The sequence below is a fragment of the Mycobacterium sp. NGS54 genome (assembly GCF_059812465.1).
Genome location: NZ_JCALCS010000005.1, coordinates 537,249 through 554,150, shown reverse-complemented (window position 1 = coordinate 554,150; position 16,902 = coordinate 537,249). Strand labels below are relative to the sequence as shown.

Annotated in this window: 16 protein-coding genes; 11 read left to right on the top strand and 5 right to left on the bottom strand. The window is 68.3% G+C overall.

What is annotated here, in order from left to right; genetic code table 11:
• Nucleotide 1: 1 nt before the first annotated feature.
• The gene (locus AC5Y5E_RS18515; RefSeq protein WP_499904274.1) at nucleotides 2–1,408 is read right to left on the bottom strand and encodes a serine/threonine-protein kinase; all 1,407 of its coding nucleotides are present in this window, start codon (nucleotides 1,406–1,408) and stop codon (nucleotides 2–4) included.
• A gap of 197 nt (nucleotides 1,409–1,605) precedes the next feature.
• On the opposite strand from AC5Y5E_RS18515, the gene AC5Y5E_RS18510 reads away from it, so the two are divergent.
• The 6 genes from AC5Y5E_RS18510 to AC5Y5E_RS18485 all read left to right on the top strand — a co-directional run bounded on the left by AC5Y5E_RS18510 (nucleotide 1,606) and on the right by AC5Y5E_RS18485 (nucleotide 7,429).
• Nucleotides 1,606–2,790: a TolB-like translocation protein gene (locus AC5Y5E_RS18510; protein WP_499904144.1), complete on the top strand. Its 1,185-nt coding sequence runs from the start codon at nucleotides 1,606–1,608 to the stop codon at nucleotides 2,788–2,790.
• A 14-nt stretch (nucleotides 2,791–2,804) separates the two neighbouring features.
• Nucleotides 2,805–3,770, top strand: coding sequence for an NHL repeat-containing protein (locus tag AC5Y5E_RS18505; RefSeq protein WP_499904143.1), 966 nt, complete (start codon nucleotides 2,805–2,807; stop codon nucleotides 3,768–3,770).
• The gene (locus AC5Y5E_RS18500; RefSeq protein WP_499904142.1) at nucleotides 3,767–4,429 is read left to right on the top strand and encodes a hypothetical protein; all 663 of its coding nucleotides are present in this window, start codon (nucleotides 3,767–3,769) and stop codon (nucleotides 4,427–4,429) included. Before AC5Y5E_RS18505 ends, AC5Y5E_RS18500 begins: the two co-directional genes overlap by 4 nt.
• 51 nt (nucleotides 4,430–4,480) lie before the next feature.
• On the top strand, nucleotides 4,481–5,221 hold the full coding sequence (locus AC5Y5E_RS18495; protein WP_499904141.1) for an esterase: 741 nt from the start codon (nucleotides 4,481–4,483) through the stop codon (nucleotides 5,219–5,221).
• Between the two features lie 23 nt (nucleotides 5,222–5,244).
• A complete protein-coding gene (locus AC5Y5E_RS18490) occupies nucleotides 5,245–6,504 on the top strand; it encodes a hypothetical protein (RefSeq protein ID WP_499904140.1) in 1,260 nt (419 codons plus the stop codon).
• Nucleotides 6,505–6,685: 181 nt separating this feature from the next.
• Nucleotides 6,686–7,429 carry a sensor domain-containing protein gene (locus AC5Y5E_RS18485; protein ID WP_499904139.1) on the top strand — a complete coding sequence of 248 codons (744 nt, stop codon included), beginning with the start codon at nucleotides 6,686–6,688 and terminating at the stop codon, nucleotides 7,427–7,429.
• A 14-nt stretch (nucleotides 7,430–7,443) separates the two neighbouring features.
• Here AC5Y5E_RS18485 and AC5Y5E_RS18480 read toward each other — a convergent pair whose 3' ends face one another.
• Both AC5Y5E_RS18480 and AC5Y5E_RS18475 read right to left on the bottom strand, forming a co-directional pair.
• The gene (locus tag AC5Y5E_RS18480; protein ID WP_499904138.1) at nucleotides 7,444–7,923 is read right to left on the bottom strand and encodes a DUF4333 domain-containing protein; all 480 of its coding nucleotides are present in this window, start codon (nucleotides 7,921–7,923) and stop codon (nucleotides 7,444–7,446) included.
• A gap of 36 nt (nucleotides 7,924–7,959) precedes the next feature.
• On the bottom strand, nucleotides 7,960–8,280 hold the full coding sequence (locus AC5Y5E_RS18475; protein ID WP_499904137.1) for a WhiB family transcriptional regulator: 321 nt from the start codon (nucleotides 8,278–8,280) through the stop codon (nucleotides 7,960–7,962).
• A gap of 312 nt (nucleotides 8,281–8,592) precedes the next feature.
• Here AC5Y5E_RS18475 and AC5Y5E_RS18470 point away from each other — a divergent pair, with 312 nt between their 5' ends.
• Nucleotides 8,593–9,732, top strand: coding sequence for an FHA domain-containing protein (locus AC5Y5E_RS18470; protein ID WP_499904136.1), 1,140 nt, complete (start codon nucleotides 8,593–8,595; stop codon nucleotides 9,730–9,732).
• Here AC5Y5E_RS18470 and AC5Y5E_RS18465 read toward each other — a convergent pair.
• Both AC5Y5E_RS18465 and AC5Y5E_RS18460 read right to left on the bottom strand, forming a co-directional pair.
• Nucleotides 9,725–10,054 (bottom strand): hypothetical protein, encoded by a 330-nt coding sequence (locus tag AC5Y5E_RS18465; RefSeq protein WP_499904135.1) that lies wholly within the window; start codon nucleotides 10,052–10,054, stop codon nucleotides 9,725–9,727. The genes AC5Y5E_RS18470 and AC5Y5E_RS18465 overlap by 8 nt on opposite strands.
• Before the next feature lie 2 nt (nucleotides 10,055–10,056).
• Nucleotides 10,057–10,755 (bottom strand): sensor domain-containing protein, encoded by a 699-nt coding sequence (locus AC5Y5E_RS18460; RefSeq protein ID WP_499904134.1) that lies wholly within the window; start codon nucleotides 10,753–10,755, stop codon nucleotides 10,057–10,059.
• A 250-nt stretch (nucleotides 10,756–11,005) separates the two neighbouring features.
• Here AC5Y5E_RS18460 and AC5Y5E_RS18455 point away from each other — a divergent pair, with 250 nt between their 5' ends.
• The 4 genes from AC5Y5E_RS18455 to AC5Y5E_RS18440 all read left to right on the top strand — a co-directional run bounded on the left by AC5Y5E_RS18455 (nucleotide 11,006) and on the right by AC5Y5E_RS18440 (nucleotide 16,773).
• The gene (locus AC5Y5E_RS18455; protein WP_499904133.1) at nucleotides 11,006–12,001 is read left to right on the top strand and encodes a sensor domain-containing protein; all 996 of its coding nucleotides are present in this window, start codon (nucleotides 11,006–11,008) and stop codon (nucleotides 11,999–12,001) included.
• A 407-nt stretch (nucleotides 12,002–12,408) separates the two neighbouring features.
• Complete coding sequence (locus tag AC5Y5E_RS18450; protein WP_499904132.1) at nucleotides 12,409–13,584, top strand: DUF7373 family lipoprotein; 1,176 nt, start codon at nucleotides 12,409–12,411, stop codon at nucleotides 13,582–13,584.
• Nucleotides 13,581–14,786: a DUF7373 family lipoprotein gene (locus AC5Y5E_RS18445; protein WP_499904131.1), complete on the top strand. Its 1,206-nt coding sequence runs from the start codon at nucleotides 13,581–13,583 to the stop codon at nucleotides 14,784–14,786. Before AC5Y5E_RS18450 ends, AC5Y5E_RS18445 begins: the two co-directional genes overlap by 4 nt.
• Nucleotides 14,787–14,793: 7 nt before the next feature.
• Entirely contained in the window at nucleotides 14,794–16,773 is a 1,980-nt protein-coding gene (locus AC5Y5E_RS18440; protein WP_499904130.1) for a serine/threonine-protein kinase, read from the top strand.
• Nucleotides 16,774–16,902 lie beyond the last annotated feature (129 nt).

Sequence of the window (16,902 nt, the reverse complement as noted above, 5' to 3'; positions counted from 1 at the left end):
GTCACCACAGGTACACGCGGGCGCTGCTGCCGCCGACGCACGTAATCCAGCTGTCGCCCGGGTGCTGCTGGCAGTGCATGAGAAAGTTCGAGCCGTTGCACAGCGCGCCGGGCACGGTCTTACAGTCGACGGCGCCCGGCGCCGAGATCGCCCGGGGCAGCGGGCTGGCGTTGCCGTATTCGGCCCAGTACGACGTCAGCACGCTGTTGGCGAAAAGGCATGACGTTTCCGGAGTCCCGCGTCCGGCGTGGGTGCCGAACCCCGAGGCCGTCGGCAAGGAGAAGCCCTGATCGCAGGACTGATGCAGGCTGCTCAGATCGGGTCCCGTTATCAGCGGGGGCACCGAGGCGCGCGGCGGCGAGATCTGCGGCTGGCCGGCCGGCGATTGGGCGACAAGCACGATGGCCACGCCGATGCCCGCGAGAATAAGGGCGGCCGAGAGCCCAATCACGGTCGGCAGCAGCCATCTCCGCTTGCCTTCGCCCGAATGGCGCCTCGGCAGCTCCCCCGTCGCGATCTCGTCCGTCGCGCCGCGGAAGGCAACGGCACCCGCCGTAAACGGTCGCGTGCGGTCCCCGTCGCCCGACGGGCCTCCCAATGCTCGCTGCGCGGCGCGGGCGAGGGCGCCCGCCGTTCCGTACCGCTCGTCGGGATCTTTGGCCATGCCACGCGCGACGACTTCGTCGAGCGCCGCCGGAATGCGCTTGTTCACCACGCTCGGTCGCGGGGGCGGCAAGACGAGGTGGCCCGCCACCAGATGCTCGAGGCTGTCGCCGGCGAACGGGGCGTCCCCGGTCAGCGCCTCGTACAAGACGCACGCCAGGGAGTAGACGTCGACGGCGGGCGTCGTCGCCTTGTCGTTAAACCGTTCGGGCGCCATGTAATTCAAGGTGCCGATCTGAGTCCCGACGGTCGTCAGCCGGGGGTCCCCTTTAGTCTGCGCGATGCCGAAGTCGACGAGGTACACGAAATCGGCCGGGGTGACGATGATGTTCTGCGGCTTGACGTCGCGGTGAATCAATCCCTCGGCGTGCGCCGCGTCCAGGGCGGCGGCGACCTGACCGATGATCGCCACCGCCCGCGATGGCGTCAGCGGGCCTTCGGCAATCAGGTCGAGCAGGGTCTGCCCCTGGACCAGGCGCATGTCGATGTAGAGGCTGCCGTCGATCTCGCCCCAGTCGTGGATCGGGATGACGTGCGGTTCCTGCAGCATCGCCGCCGCCTGGGACTCGCGCTGGAATCTGGTCCGAAACGTGTCGTTGGTCGAGAGATCTTCGGCGAGGATCTTCAGCGCGACGGTCCGCCCTTTGCCGGTGTCGTATGCCTCGTACACCACCCCGCCGCCGCCCTTGCCGAGCTGGCGCGTGAGGTTGTACTTGCCGAACGTCGTACCGACGCGCGCGTCCACTACCACCGCCTCGATTCCTCGGGTACCGACGCAGTATCTCCCGAGGCGGCCGGGCTATGCAGCTCTTTGCTGCGCGAGCCGTCCCGGGCGGTTCGACGACCCGACGCAAGGTTCGCGCAAGAAACGCGCAAGGCGCCCGCCGCAGCCTCTACATGACCGGGCGGTGAAGACCCGGAAGCGTCTCTCAGGAGCCCGATATGACCACCACGTCCCGCGCGATGTCCGCGCTGATGGCAATGGCCGCCGCGACGATCGCCCTCGCGCCCGCCGCGCAGGCCCAACCCGACAACGCCCAGCCGATGGCGGCCCATGGCGTCGAGGCCCCGCTCGGAGCCGTCCCCTGGTCGCAGGTGGGTCCCGGCTGGATGCTCGCCGTCTGGAGCCCGGTTCCGGGCTTGCATACCGGCGAGACGCCTCCGCCCGGCACGCCGACCTGGGAGACGGCAACGACGACGCTGTATCTGGTCGATCCCGCCGGTGGCCGCTACCCGATCACCACCTTTCCGCCGCCGGGCAAGGGTCAAAGCCCGAAGCTGGTCGATTGGTCAGGCGACGGGACCCGGGCCCTGTTCTCCATGGACGAGAAGGGCCGCACGGTCGTCACCGAGGTCGACCTGCGCAGCGGCGCGAAGACCACGTTCACCGTCGAGCGCAGCGGCGTGAACCCGCGCTATACGCGCCCCGACGGCAAGGCGGTGCTGCTGTACAAGTGGCGCGACTCGAAGCCCGGATCGCTCGAGCGGGTCGACCTGGCCGGCAACCACCAGATGACGTACCCGGTCGGGCAGGACTTCGACGGGTATCTGTCCACACCGGACGGCACGCAGCTGGTGCTCGGCACGGCCTCCGGCCTGGCTCTCATGGGCAACGACGGCGCGCCCGGCAAGGCGCTGCCGATCGCCGGGCAAAAGGACTGCACACCGACGCGGTTTTGGGATGCCGACTCGACGATCGCCGTCACCCGCTGCAGTGGCTCCGCCGGATCGCAGCTGTGGCTGGTGCCCATCGACGGTGGGACACCGACCGCGCTCACCGCGCCGAACAACGGCCAGAAGGGCCCCGACTACGGCGACTTGAACGCGTGGCAGGTCCCCGCCGGCAGGTACGTTCAGGCCGCAGGCGCGTGCGGCGTCATCTTCCTCGCCAAGGTCAACGGCGACGGCACGACGTCAAAGGTCTCGATGCCCGACGTGAAAAGCGACAGCGTCGTCGTGCTCGGCGTCAACGGCGGCGACCTGGACATCAAAACCAGGTCGGGGTGCGGCGGCGGTCAGGCGCTGATTGACTACAACCCCGCGAGCGGCACGTCGACGGTGCTGCTCGGGCCGCCGGTCAACGGTGGCGGCGTCATCAACGCGGTGCCCTACCCGGGCCAGCAGTAGCGAGGGAGATCGACATGGCCAATACCGGCCGCCAGCAACGACTTCGAAGGCGTCTGCTGATCGCCGCGGTGACGATCGCGTTTACCACGTTCGGCGCGGCATGCTCGATCAGCACCCCCCACGCGGGCTCAATGAGCCCACCAAGTGGGTCGACGCCTTCGCCGGCGCCCCGACAAACGGTGCTGCCGTTCACCGCCCTCGAAAATCCGCACGATCTGGCGGTGGACACCGAGGGCAACGTGTATGTCACCGACCTTCATCACTCGAAGGGTGACGCGGGACTGCCCTCCGTGACCACCCGCGTGATCAAGCTGCCGGCACGGTCGAACACCCAAACCGTGTTGCCGCAGTTCGTTCACGCCGGCCTGGTGGCGGACTCCGCGGGCGCCGTGTGGGTCCTCGACACGGGACACGAGCAATTGGTGAAGCTGGCCACCGGGTCGGGCACCCAGACCGTGCTGCCACTGCCCGATCTCGGCTTGCGCGGCGAACTACTAGCAGTGGACGCCGCCGGCAGCGCCTACGGCACCGACGGGGGTGGGGTCTACCCCGACGGCGGGTGCTGCAGGCCCGTCCACGTGGTGAAGGCCGAAGCGGGGTCGCACACCCCGACGGCGTTGCCGTTCGCACACATCCTCGGCGTCGGCGGCATGGCGGTGGACGCCGCTGGCAACGTGTACGCGGGCGACTTCAAACAAGTGCTGAAGCTAGCGGCGGGAACGGACACCCAAACGGTGCTGCCGCTCGACCTTGGCAGCGTCGGAGGCATGGCGGTGGACTCCGCCGGAAGTTTGTATGTGCTCGACGCCGAGCGCAAGAAGGTGCTGAAGTTGGCGGCCGGGGCGGACAAACCCGTCGTGCTGCCGTTCAGCGGCCTCAATCAGCCGGTAACGGTCGCAGTGGACGCCGCGGGCAGCGTCTACGTCGCCGACATCGGCAATCACAACGTTGTCAAACTAAATCCGGGAGACCAGAAATGAAGCCGAAGTTGTCGCTTGTCCTCGCCATCGCGATGGCGTCGTTCGGTGTTTTTATCGCGCCGCCCGCAGTCGCCGACGCGGGGTGTGGACCGGGCGGGCCACCGCCCGGTGCGGCGAGCAAGGACGTCAGCGATGTCTACGGCCAGCCGGCCACGCTGTGGATCACCGACATGGCCGTCGGCATCACGACCAGCCAGGGTTACGGCGAGGCAAAGATAGTGAGCGCCAGCCCCATCCGACGCTCCGCGCTGCTGATAGACGCCCAGCAAGACGGCAATCACCAGATCATCGTCGACACCGGCCGGGACGCGATCCTGTACGCGGTGTCCGGCTGCACCATCACCCCGGTTGTCGACCTGCAGGGCACGGAATTCCGCTTCGACCGCGGCCACCACAGGGGCAACGGCGACGGCATCGGCTGCAGCGACCTCGGCGACGGACGCCGGCTGGTCGGATTGCTTCAGGTTCGGGACACACACGGCGCACCCCTTTTGACGGTGCGCCGCACCGAGATTGACCTGAATGGCACGACGGCGACGATCGGCCGCTCGGATACCGTCACCGCGACGTCGATTCAAGACCCGGCATGGACCTCGGCGGGCGTCATCAGCTGCGGCGACCTGACCATGGCGCGGGACGGCGTCCAGGCCGTCAACTGACGCAAGGCTGACGCAAGGATCGCGCAAGGCCTCCCCCGCAGGCTTTTACGCATGAAGAAATCGATCACCCGAGTCCTGACGATTGGGCTCGCCATGGCGGCACTCTCGATGGCGGGCTGCTCCACGACAAGCGGCACAGCGACGGCGCCGTCCGCGACCACCACCACATCGACCGCCGCGCAGGGGCAATCGGCGTGCACCGACCTCGGCGGAACCGTTGGACCCAAAGGGATCTGCCAGGTGCGGAGCGCGACCCCCAGCTACACGATCGACATGGGCTTCCCCATCGACTACCCGGAGATGCCGGCGGTCGCCGCGTTCCTGAAAAAGAATCGCGACGACTTCGTCGACTGGGTCGCCAAGTTCGGCCCGCGCGGCGGACGGAATCGGCCGTATCAGTACGCCGTCACCGCCAAGACCTACCGTTCGGGGAAACCGGACGCCCGCACCCAAAGCCTGGTGCTCAAGATCGACAACGACACCGGCTTCGCCCACGAAGGTCACCCGAACACCACCTTCCGGGCGTTCAACTTCAACCTCGCCAAGCGCGTCCCCATCACGTTCGACACGTTGTTCAAGCCCGGGAGCAAACCGCTGGAGCTGCTCAACACCATCGTCAGGGCCGAATTGGACGCCCCGTCAGCCGATCTCGACGAGACGACGTACCAAAACTTCGGCATCACCGACGACGCGGTGATCTTCTTCTTCGGCCAAGACCAAGTGGTGCACGACAACGCCGGGCCCCACAAAATCGCGGTCCCCCGCATCGAACTCGCAGCCATGCTCGCATGATGCAGGAACGGAAACGAACCAACATGAACCCCAAGCGAATTCGCAACCACGCCGCCGCATGGCGCAACCGGATGGGTGTCGTCGCGCTGGCGGCGGTGCTGGCCACCGGGTGCTCATCGATCACCGATTCCACTGCGGCGCATAACCCCTCGGGCACGCCCGCCGTGGAGGCGCAGCCGGCGGCCCGCGGTGTCGAAGCCGCGATGGCGACCATCCCGTGGTCGCAGGTCGGCCCGGGCTGGATGCTCGCCCTGTGGAGCCCGGCCATCAGCCATCGGCCCGGCGAGCGGCGGGATCCGAACGAGCCCGACGTGAACAAGGTGACCACGACGCTGTACCTGGTTGACCCCGTCGGCGGGCGCTACCCGATCACCACGTTCCAGGCCGGCTCCACCGCCCGCCTGATCGACTGGTCCGGGGACCGCAGCCACGCGCTTTTGTACGCGACCAAACCCGGGTCCGTGTACGACGAATCGGTCATTGCGGTCGACCTTCGCAACGGCAATCAGACCACCTTCGACGCCATCGACGGCGGCCCCGTCCGCTATGCGCGCCCCGACGGCACGGCCGTGTTGGTCGGCAAGGGGCACTATCCGGATCGGCCCTCGCTCCAACGTGTCGACCTCACCGGCAAGCAGGAGCTGGCCTATCCGCTGGGGCCGGACTATCAGGGTGGAGCTCTGCCGACACCCGATGGCACCCAGCTGGTCGTCGGCACAACCAAAGGCCTCGCCCTGATGGGCAACGAGGGCACGCCCGGGAAGGAGCTGCCGGTACCCGGGCACCTCACCGCGTGCAGACCGGTCCGGTGGTGGACCTCACCAACCGTGGTGCTCGCCCACTGCACCGACACCGGCCATTTCTCCCACGTCGGCCAGCTGTGGCAGGTGCCCATCGACGGCACGACGCCGACCGCGCTGACGGCGGTCAACTCGGGAGATGGCCGTGATCCCGGATTCAGCGGCGACCTCGGCGACACCGACGCGTGGCAGTTGCCGAGCGGCACGTACCTGCAGTCGATCGGCGGGTGCGGCACCGTGTTCCTGTCCCGCCTGACTCCCGACGGGCACGCCACCCGGGTGAAGGTGCCCGGACTGTCCGACAGCGTGGTCGTCGACGGAGTGAGCGGCGACAAGCTGGTCCTCGTGGCCAAGGCCGGCTGCGGTCCCGGCACTTCGCTGCTGACCTACGACCCCGCGGCCAACTCGTTCACCGCGTTGCTGGGGCCGACCGTCAACGGCGGCAGTGTGACCCAGGCGATTGTCTATCCGGGCCGGAAGTAGGCGCGCGACACTCTGAGTTCATGCGAAAACCCATAGACAGTTCATAACCGGCATTTCGCAACCACTTTTGCTTTTCCTGACGTCATATTTGATCGCGGACCGCAGCTGAGAAGACGAGACTGTGAATTTAAATCGCAGTTGCGGTGTTGTGCGGGGGGACGACCGGGCAGGAGAACAGCGAATGACTGCAACATCAGTGATTGCATCCGGACCCATCGGTGCCGGTGTGCGCTACGTGGTTATCACCGCGGTCGGCCTGTGCTTGATGTTGACCGGCTGCACGGTGTCCACCACCGGGCGTCCCGTCGCGGCGCCGAACCTGGGCCACTGGCAGCCCGCGCCAATCCGCAACGCGCGCTTGGCGAACCTGCTGCTGAGCGCCCGGGACGTCAACGCCGTCGGGCAGACCACGAGCATGGCGCTGCGCAGGCCGATCTCGGAGATGTCGCACAGCGACGACGTGGTCTCCGACCGGAATTGCCTCGACGCCTACTCGCCGGTCGAGGCCAGCGTCTACCGAGACAGCAGCTGGGTCGCGCTGGAAGGGCAGTTCCTCGACAACGCTCACGCGAAGGCCGACCACAACAAGCACGCCCTGCTCCAGGCGGTGGTGCGCTTCCGCGACGCCGACGTGGCCCAGCAGTTCTTCCTCCAGGCCAAGCCGCGGTGGGCCGCCTGCGCCAACCGGCCGCTGACCATCACCCAGCCCGGCGACAGCCCCGTCGCCTGGAAGTTCGGCGCGCTGGCGGCCACCGACACCACGCTGAGCCTCGTGCAGAGCCTCGACACCGGCCGTGGCTTCTCGTGCGAACGCGCGTTGGGAGTGCGCAACAACGTCGTCATCGACACGCTCTGGTGTGGATTCGACACCGCCGATCAAGCGGGCGAGGTCGTCAACAAGATCGCCGCCGCCGTCGAGGTGTGACCGATTGCCGCGGTCTATCGACTCGTGAACTGCTTTGTGCGGCCGCCGGTTTCGTGGGATCGGCCGACCGTGTAGTTGCCGGCATCGTCGGTGAAGGTGACGACGAACAATTGCTTGACGCGATCAATGGTCGCCGCGCAGGTAAAGGTGCTCCCCTTCGCGATGGTGGGATTTTGCCCGTCGTTGCAGGCGACATCGCCGACGTTCTTGGCTCCGTAGCCTGATGGGTCGGACAGGACACGCTGCACGCCGGCCTGGGCGGTGGCGACGTCGAGCTTTTTGGTGACCCAGAAGGCCGGCGCGACGAATCCCGTGATCAGCAGCGCGGAGCCGACGAAGGCAACCAGCGCCCCGACGTACCACCGCCACCGGTAGATCGCTAAACCCCTTGGCGGGATTGGCATTCCGTACTGCGGCGGGTAATACGGTCGAGCGTCCGGCCACCGGTGATACGGCGTGGGAAATGGTGGGCTCGCGGGGTAGGGACGGTTCATCGGTACCTCTCACTAACCGACTGTTCCGGCGGTGTGTCAGTGCGACGGCCGACGGTCCTTGGCCGCGCCGCGCCGTCGTCGGGGGCGAATCGGATAGCCGCCCAGTTCGGCCAGCGAGCGCAGGCGGCGCCGGGCGAAGCTCCTGGCACGTCCCGTCTCGGGGATGACCACCCCGGCCCACAGCCCCTGGGCGCCGGGCGTGTGGTACGCGTCCCAGGCACACTGCCAGCGCCGGGGGCACGCGCGGCACAGCGCCTTCGCCTCGTCGTCCGGATCGGTCGTCGTCCACCGCTCGGGGTCCCGCACGCAGGCGGGTACGAAGTCGTCACTCGGCTCACGTGCGGCGGTCGCTGTCATGGCTCCTCTTTCCTTCGTGCGCGGATCCGCGCCTGATGCAACGACTGTAATCGAAGCGTTAGTGGGTTGCAACAATTTAGTTGTTGCACTGGCTCTTCCTCGACATGGCGTGGACGGTGTTGCTAATTCGCGCAGTTCAGCGGCGTATGTGCTCGTCTCAGCGCCGAAGGAAGCGGCACGGTCCCGTGACACTCGGCCGCCAAATCACGGCGCGCACCGTGGCGAGTGCCTCAGGAAAGCTGTAGCATTTCCGAGCGATGCAGCGGTGCAACATGAAGCAACCGCGGACAACCGCATCGACTGGAGGCGAGTGTGAGACCGGATCCGTCCACATCGGCACCGACCCTGACCGTGCGAGCCGGACGCGGATCGCACACGCTGCTCCCGACGGCCGGCGTCGCCGTCATCGGCCGGGACGCCGCGGCGGCGGTGACGATCGACGACGACCGGATCTCGCGATGGCATGTTCGCCTCGAACCGCACCGCGACGGCTGGCAGGCCATCGACACCAGCACCAACGGCATGTTCGTCGACGGCGTGCGCCGCAGCTCGGTGCTGATCACCGGGCCCACCACCATCTCTCTGGGCGCCGCCGACGGGATTCCTGTGCTGCTGACCCCCGGCGGTCCGTCCGACGCGTCGCCACCGGACGAATCGACGATCGTCGTCGCCGCGCAGCAGGCCGACGAGGATCAATGGTGGGACGGCGAGAGCGATCCCGGTGTCGTGCGTGCCGGTCGCGCGGTCGCGGCACGCCGCAACGAGCTGGACCTCACCCAGCGCAGCCTGGCCCGGGACAAGATCATCAACGCCGGCACCCTGATCGCCTTCGAGAAGGGCCGCAGTTGGCCGCGCCGCGCCACCCTGTCCAAGCTGGAAAAAGCGCTGAACTGGCCGGCGGGAACTATCACCCGCATCCGCCTCGAGCCTTCGACCACGCCCGCACGAGCCACCGCGCTCGGGGTGCCACCCGCCGCGCCCGGTGACGAGGCGACCGAGGTGCTCACCGACACCGTCCGGGCGCCGCTGATGGCCGAAACGGTCGAACTGGCCATGCACACGCTCACCGCGGCGATGGCCGACCTGCCCGACCCTTCCTACCCGGACTTCACGCCGAGGGCCACGGCGATCCTGGCCGATTTGCGCAAGCTCGAGAAGCTGGCGGCAAGCGCCGCCCGCAACGCCAAGGGCACGCCGTCGGTCGTATTGGCCCTCAGCAGCGTCCGGCGCAGCTACAACGACTTGATGATGCGCGCCGCGCGGTCACCGGCGGCCACCTTGGGCCAGCGGCTCTACGACGCGCGCCACCGCGCCGAACTGAGCATCGAGGAGGCCGCCAACGGTGCCGGCCTGCCGATCGCCGTCCTGGAGGACGCCGAAGCCGAGCGCGCCGTCGCCCCGGAGGCCATTACCGCTCTCGAGACGCTGATCGCGCAGCTGACGATCAACTGAGTCGACCGGCTCGGTGACGCAAAGCCTTTCGCGCACTGTGATTTTCGAGCAGGGCCACCCAGTTCCACACGAGGACCGAGGCCAGGCTCCACCACCCCGCGAGCAGGTTGTGCTGCTGAGCCTGGCTGATGGCGGCCTCGCATTGCTGCAGCGTCCCGGTGACGGTGTAGCGCTGGTGGTACCAGGCGATGGCCAGGCCCGTGTGCTTGGTCACCCGGACCTGGAATACCGGTTGATTGCCCGCGGCGGCGGGGGTCGCCCACCCCGGATAGACATGCGCCGGCTGCGGGTAGGCGTGCCGATAGGGCCGAGGCTGAGACACGGTCATGCTTGCGAGACCGCGGCGGCGATCCTGCCGACCACCTGGCCCGCTTGGTTGGTGGTGTCGAATCCGCACCACAGGGCATCGATGATCACGTTGTTGGCCAGCCCCAGCGCGCGGTGGCAGGCAAAGCCGCCGCTCTCCTCGGTTCGGAGGATCCCCAGCGTGCCGTCGGTGGCCACCAAGTCGCCGAACATCCATCTCACCGGCGTACGCCCCGGGCGGTTGACGGTCAGTGCGCGGTTGGCGCACACCGACAAGCGCGGTTTGGCCTGGCTGAAGTACTGCCGGGCCGAGTCGGCGTCGCGGAAACCGACCACGGCCTGCACCAGGGCGTGGTTGATCGGGGCGTCTGGAGACGCGGCATCGTCGAAAATCTGTCCTTGCACCGCCGTCCAGCTGCTGCCTTCGTAGGCCACCGCCTGGATCGGTGAATACGCGTCCAGGCAACTCGGGGTGGAAACGAGGCCCTCGGCGTGCCCCATCTTGGTGAGCGGCGTGCGCAGCGTCATGCCCGCGGTGTGCCCGACGGCATTGACGTCGGCGGCGCTGAGCAGCAGGTCACCCAGGAGCGGGTTCAGGATCGGCGGGGGCTGCCAATGGCCCAGGTCCGGGGCGGCCGCCGGTCGCCCGGTGGCCGTGACGGCGCAGCCGGTCAAGAACTGGCACAGGCCCGCCGCGGCGACCATGACGGTGGCCATTAGACGCCGGGTCCGCCGGCCGCGGAGACGCATGTCGGCGCCGCCTTCCGGTGCCGATGGGGTGAGCGAGCAAGCAGTCATTAGGGGTCCTCCTATCGGGGCGGCGGGAGCACCGCTTCAGGTCTGAGACGCATGCTAGCAACTATGTCGTAGCTCTGCAACGATTTACTTGTTGCATCGCTACGGTTAGCGTGCTCTAATTCGAAGCATGAGCGCGGGCGCGTTGCCGCACACCCCGAAAGGACATCCGATGACAAGTCAGCCGAACCCGTACCCAGCCGATCCCCAACGCGGGCACCCCGGCGCACGGGTCGCGCCGCCGGGCCCGGCCGGGTGGGCCCCGCCTGGCGGGCGCGGCAGCGAGGAGGTGACCGCGGTTATCCCCCGCCGGAGTGCCGCATTCCCCGCGGGCCGGCAGGTTTCGCCGACACCCCCGCCGTGGGCTTTCGGAGGCTGGCCGGCCCCGGCTTATCCGCCGCCGACCCAGCGGCGCAGCGACCGGCGCAAGTGGGCCTGGATCGGCGGAGTGTCGGCCACGGTGGTGGCCGTCATCGCATGCACGGGGCTGATCGCCATCGCGAGCGAATCCGACCCCACGCCGGCGCGTTCGGCCGCCAGTCCGGCGCCGGACTCCCCCTCGCCGTCGGTCGCGCCCAGCCAGGCACCCCCCGCACCGACCGTGCCGCTTGAGGCGCTGCCCCGGCTGCTGCTGGATGCCGGAACGGTCAACGGCATTGAAACGGCCACCGACATTCGGGTGATGCCCGACGCCCATGCAGATTCCCCGTTCAGCGAGTTGTCCAGCGACAGGCCCGATTGCGAGGGCATCCAGCATCCGGCGTTGACCGAGGCGTTGAGAGGAAGCGGCTACCTGGGCGTGCAGACGCAATTCCTGCGCGGCGACGGGCATCTCGTCAGCCAGGCCGTCATCGACTATCCCAGCGCTGAGGCGGCTACCAGGTTCGCCGCTCAGCAAACCGAGAACTGGGGGAAGTGCGACGGTAAGCCGCTGACACTCACGAACCCGGCTGAGGGCTCCATCACCTTTACCGTCGGCACGGTCACCAACCGCGACGGGATGCTCAGCGTCGTCTTCACCCAGGAAGGGGCCCGCGGCTGGGGGTGCCAACGGGCACTCACCGCGCGCAACAACGTCGTGATCGACACCCGCAGCTGCGGCTTCAACCGCGCCGACCAGGCCACCACCGCCGCCGCGCGGATGGCGGACCGGGTTAGCACCCAATGACCTTCAAGCGCAACAGGATTGACGGCCGGTGGCGCGGGTTGGGGCGACTCTCCGCCGATGCCCAGCCTCTCTCCTGATTCCCCCGATGTCGGCGATGCACGCTGGTAGCATCAGCTACCATTCGCGGCCCGCGTGGCCGTGTTCTGGGTTGTTTACGTGCTTGGGGAAGCGAAAGGGGGCGTGGCCGTGGGGATCCGCAACGCTTCGGTGAGCGCCGAGCCCGTGGACGCGCTGAGCCCCCGCCCCGACGCCCCCGAGTTCGGTCGGGGCGGGCGTCGGTGAAAGACGTTCACGGCAAGGCCTGCGGTGCGGGTCTTGTTGGTCTGCGGCGACTAGGCACTGCGCCGAAGCCACTGGCATTGATGGCGGCGTTGGTCATCGCGCTGATTAGCGGTTGTACCTTGGTAGTGACCGGTAGCGCCGTCAAGTCTGGCGGCGCGGCTCCCCCGGCGGCCAATGTGGCCTTGCTGGATCCCGGCAACTATCCGCGCCGGCCGCGGGACCCGCTGGGCACTGTGCCCAACGAAGACGCCGGGCGTCGCGTCGAAGCGCAGCGCATGGCCAGCATGGTGACCGGACCGTGGGAAGTGGACCCGAAACTGATCTCGGTGCAGTCGGATCTGGCGCCCACCACCGCGCTCACCGACATCCGGTCTCTCTCGGCGCTGGTGTTCGGTACCGCCATGGGCGACCAAGCGGCCGCCCACCACTTTGTGGTGGGGTTCGTCAGCGGGCGCGCCACAGTGCCCGTGCCGGCGGGACAACCCGGTGCGGCGACGGACAAGCCCAAGATCCTCGACAACGCGGTGCTGCGTTTCGCCGGCCCGCAGGACGCGGCGGCGGCCGCCTCGGCGATGGCCGCGGCCAACCTGGCCATCCCGCGTGCCGGCAACGTGCCCGCCAGGCGCCTGCAAATCCCCCGCTACCCAACCGCTTTGGCCAACGTCGCCGCCGTCTCGGGAGGATTCGAGGCCGAGGCGTTCACCGCGCACGGGCCCTTCGTGCTCTACCAGTACGCCGGCTCCAAGGAAAGCGCCGACGCGGTCGGCGACATGATCGCCAAAACCCTTGACCTGCAAGGGCCTTCGGCAGACCATTTCCAGGCCAGCCCGGTGGAACAGCTGGCCAGCCTGCCCGCCGATCCCACCGGATTGCTAGCCCGCACGGTGCCCTCCACCAACCCGACGGTCAACCAGGCCGCGGTGTACGAGCCCCGCGGGGCGCTGAACTTTCGCTCAGACCCGGTGGCCACCCAGGCGATGTACAACGACGCCGGCATTCAGCGGGTCTCGGCCGACCGGACCACCGTCTATGAGGCCGTCGACCCGACCGGCGCGGTTCGGGCCGTCGACGGGCTGGTGCGCATGGATGTCCCCTTCCTGGGCTATAAATCAGCGCCCGGCATCAGCGGGCTGCCCTCGGCGCGCTGCTTTGACCGGGGCTCCGACAACCCCGACCTGGCGACGGTGCGCTACATGTGTGTCGCCGCCGTTGACCGGTACGCGTTCAAAGCCGCTGCCGGCCAAGAACTCGACGCACACCAGATCATTGCGTCCCAATACCTCATGCTGACGGGCTCATGAACAGGATGGCGCGAATCTGGGTCGCCGTCGCGGTGGTGGCCACGGCCGTCGGATGCAGCACCACGATCGACGGGACCGCCACCACGGCGGCGGGAGCGGGCGGTTGGGACGGCGTTGAGGTCGCGTTGCTCGACGTGGGGAACTATCCGACCACGCCGCGCCCGCCCCTGGGTGTCGCCGGCGCCCCCCGAGAGGGCGGATGGGCGGAGGCGCGCCGCCTCGCCACCAACGTGGTGGGCCCGTGGGAAGTCGATCCCGCCCTGACTCAGTACGCCCAGGTCGATACGGGTCCGGTCAAGGCGTATGAGGGGGTCAACGCATTGCTGGGCGCCCCGATGGGTGACGGCCTTGCGGGTCACAGGTTTGTGGCCGGGTTTTCCAGTTCCCGCCACACCGGCACCGGGCCCTACAAAGGCCTGCTCAACATCGTCTTGGAGCTGGACACGCCCGCCGACGCCACGGCCGCCGTCGCCGCCATGGCGGCCAAGAGCGCGGCCCTCACCGAGCCATTCGATACCAAGCCCATTCCCACCCAGCCCATTTCGATCCCCCGCTATGCCGGCACCGCCGCGGTGACCTACCGTTGGACCGCCGTTTACCCCACCCCAGGGGAACCGAGGTTTTCGGTGACGGCGGTAACCGCGCACGGCCAATACATCCTGGCCCAAACCGCCACCTCGGCCCAAAACACGGATATTGCAGCGCAATTGATCGCCACCACACTCGATCCGCAGCAGCCACTCATCGACAAGTTCAAGCCCACCCCGTATGACCGGCTGGCTCAGCTACCGCTGGACCCCGACGGCCTGCTGGCCCGAACCTTGCCGAAACGCGCGGAAAACGAGGTCGTCAGCGACGGCGTCTACGACGCTCATGGGGCCCTGCACCTCGAACCCGACGACGCGGTTCACATGCAGGCCCTGTTCAAATCCGTTGGGGTCCAACAGGTAGCCGAGGTCGCCGAAATCCGCGTCTACCAGACACCCGACGCCGGCTCGGCGGCCCGCATCGTGGCCGACTATTCCGGCCCGCACCGGGTCGGTGGCATCAGCGGGATGCCCAAGGCGAAATGCTTCACCGAAACCCTGGCGTTTTGGTGCGTGGCCGGCGCCGACCGCTACGCCTACTTCATCCAAAACGAACAAGAAACCGCGCTGCACCAGATGATGGCCGCCCAATACCGCATGCTGACCGGGAAATGAGCCGGCCATGCCGCTAGCCATCGGAACCGTCATCGCCGGCTACCGCATCGAAGGCGTCTTGGGCTCCGGCGGGATGGGGACGGTCTACCTGGCCCGCCACCCCACCCTGCCCCGCAGCGACGCGCTGAAGATCCTGTCCGCCGAACTCTCCGTCGACGAGCAGTTCCGCGCCCGGTTCACCCGCGAAGCCGACCTGGCCGCCACGCTGAGCCATCCGAACATCGTCACCGTGTTCAACCGCGGCGAAACCGACGACGGCCAGCTGTGGATCGCGATGGAATACGTCGACGGTACCGCGGCAAGCGATCTGGCCGCCGCGAACCTCACGCCAACCCGGATCGTGCGCATCATCAGCGACGTCGCCAAAGCGCTCGACTACGCGCACTCCCGCCGCATCCTGCACCGCGACATCAAGCCCGGCAACTTCCTGCTGGCCTCGCCGGGCGTTCCCGACCAGGAACGAGTGTTGTTGGCCGACTTCGGCATTGCCCGCGCCCTGGACGACGCCACGACATTGACCGCTACGGGCTCACTGGTCTTCACCGCCGCCTACGCCGCGCCCGAGGCGATCCAAGGCGGCCCGGTGGACCACCGGACCGACATCTATTCCCTTGGCTGCTCGCTGTTTCGGCTGCTGACCGGCCGTACCCCCTACGGCGAATACCGCGAACTGCCCGCGATGCTGATGGCCCACCTGATGCGGCCGATCCCGCGCCCCAGCGAACTCGCCCCCGGCCTGCCGCCCGCCGTCGACGACGTCATCGCCCGCGCGCTGGCCAAGGACCCCGACGAGCGCTTCCAAACCGCGGGCGCGCTGGCCGCGGCGACGGCGGCCGCGCTGACCGGCGGCCCGACGTCCGGCACGGGCACGTCCGGTGGCGGGCACGAAACGCCCGCCCGGACCAACCCCACGCTGTCCTACCCGCCCACGTGGCCGACACCGCCCAGCGGGCCCGGTGCGCCCGCGCCACAGCACCTTTCAGGCGGACACTGGCCGGGGCCCGTTCCCTCGCAGCCACCGCGGCGCCGCAAACGCGGCCGGTTAGTCCTGGCCGCAACGTGTTTGGCCGTCGCGGTGGTCGTCGCGGCGGTCGTGGGCATCCGCATGCTCGGCCACTCCAGCGGTGGGTTGGCCCCCTACCGCCCGCAATCCCTGACCGGCAAGTTCGGGACGGTCAAACTCGAGCACCGCCCGGTGGCCATCGCCGCGCTCGGACCGGGCGATCCCGACGCCGTGCTGTCGCTGGGCGTGCAGCCCGTGATCATGACCCGGCCGCAGGCAGGCGTGCCGGGCTGGCTTCAATCCCTGGTGCACTCCGGCGCGCCGGTCCTCGCGGGCATCGACCCCGCTGCGGTCGCCGCGGCGAAACCCGACCTCATCATCGACACCGGCGACATCGACCAGCCCACCTACAACAAGCTGGCCACCATCGCGCCGACCCTGACGCAGTCCGCAGACACCACCCAAGACTGGACCTGGCAGACGCAACTGAGCTGGATCGCCACGGCGCTGGGCCGGTCCGATGCCGCCAAGACGCTGCTCGACGACGCCACCTCACAACAGGCGAAGGTCAAATCGGACCACCCGGCCTTTTCCGGCAAGTCCATCCTGGCGGTCAACTACACCGGCACCGACACCACGGCCGCCGCGTCGGTGTCCGCTCCGACCAGCTACCTCGAGGGCATCGGCTTTTCCTACAGCACCCACTACAAGCGTGCCCCGAGCGACCCACCCGATGTGCCGTTCGATATCAACGACTTCGACTACGTCGGGCGGCGCACCGACGTAATGCTCCTGTTGCGCACCGACCCGGGCGCCGGCGGCGGCGGATACGCCGGCCTGCCCGCCAAGTACAGCGGATACGGCGGGCTGCTGGTCATCGTCGATGACCCCGCCACCATCACCGCGCTCAACACCGGCGGGCCGGCGGCCACCGGGTATCTCAACACCGCTCTCGTCAACAAGCTCGGCAACCAAATCCACTGAGGCCCGCCAAGAAGGCCGAGTTGTTGCTGGCCTGCAGCGACGGCCCGTGCACCACGGCCGGCATGCTCGCAGATATCGCAGGATAGGGCGGCTTTTACTCGATCTTGACTGCTTGTTGAATCGTCTTAC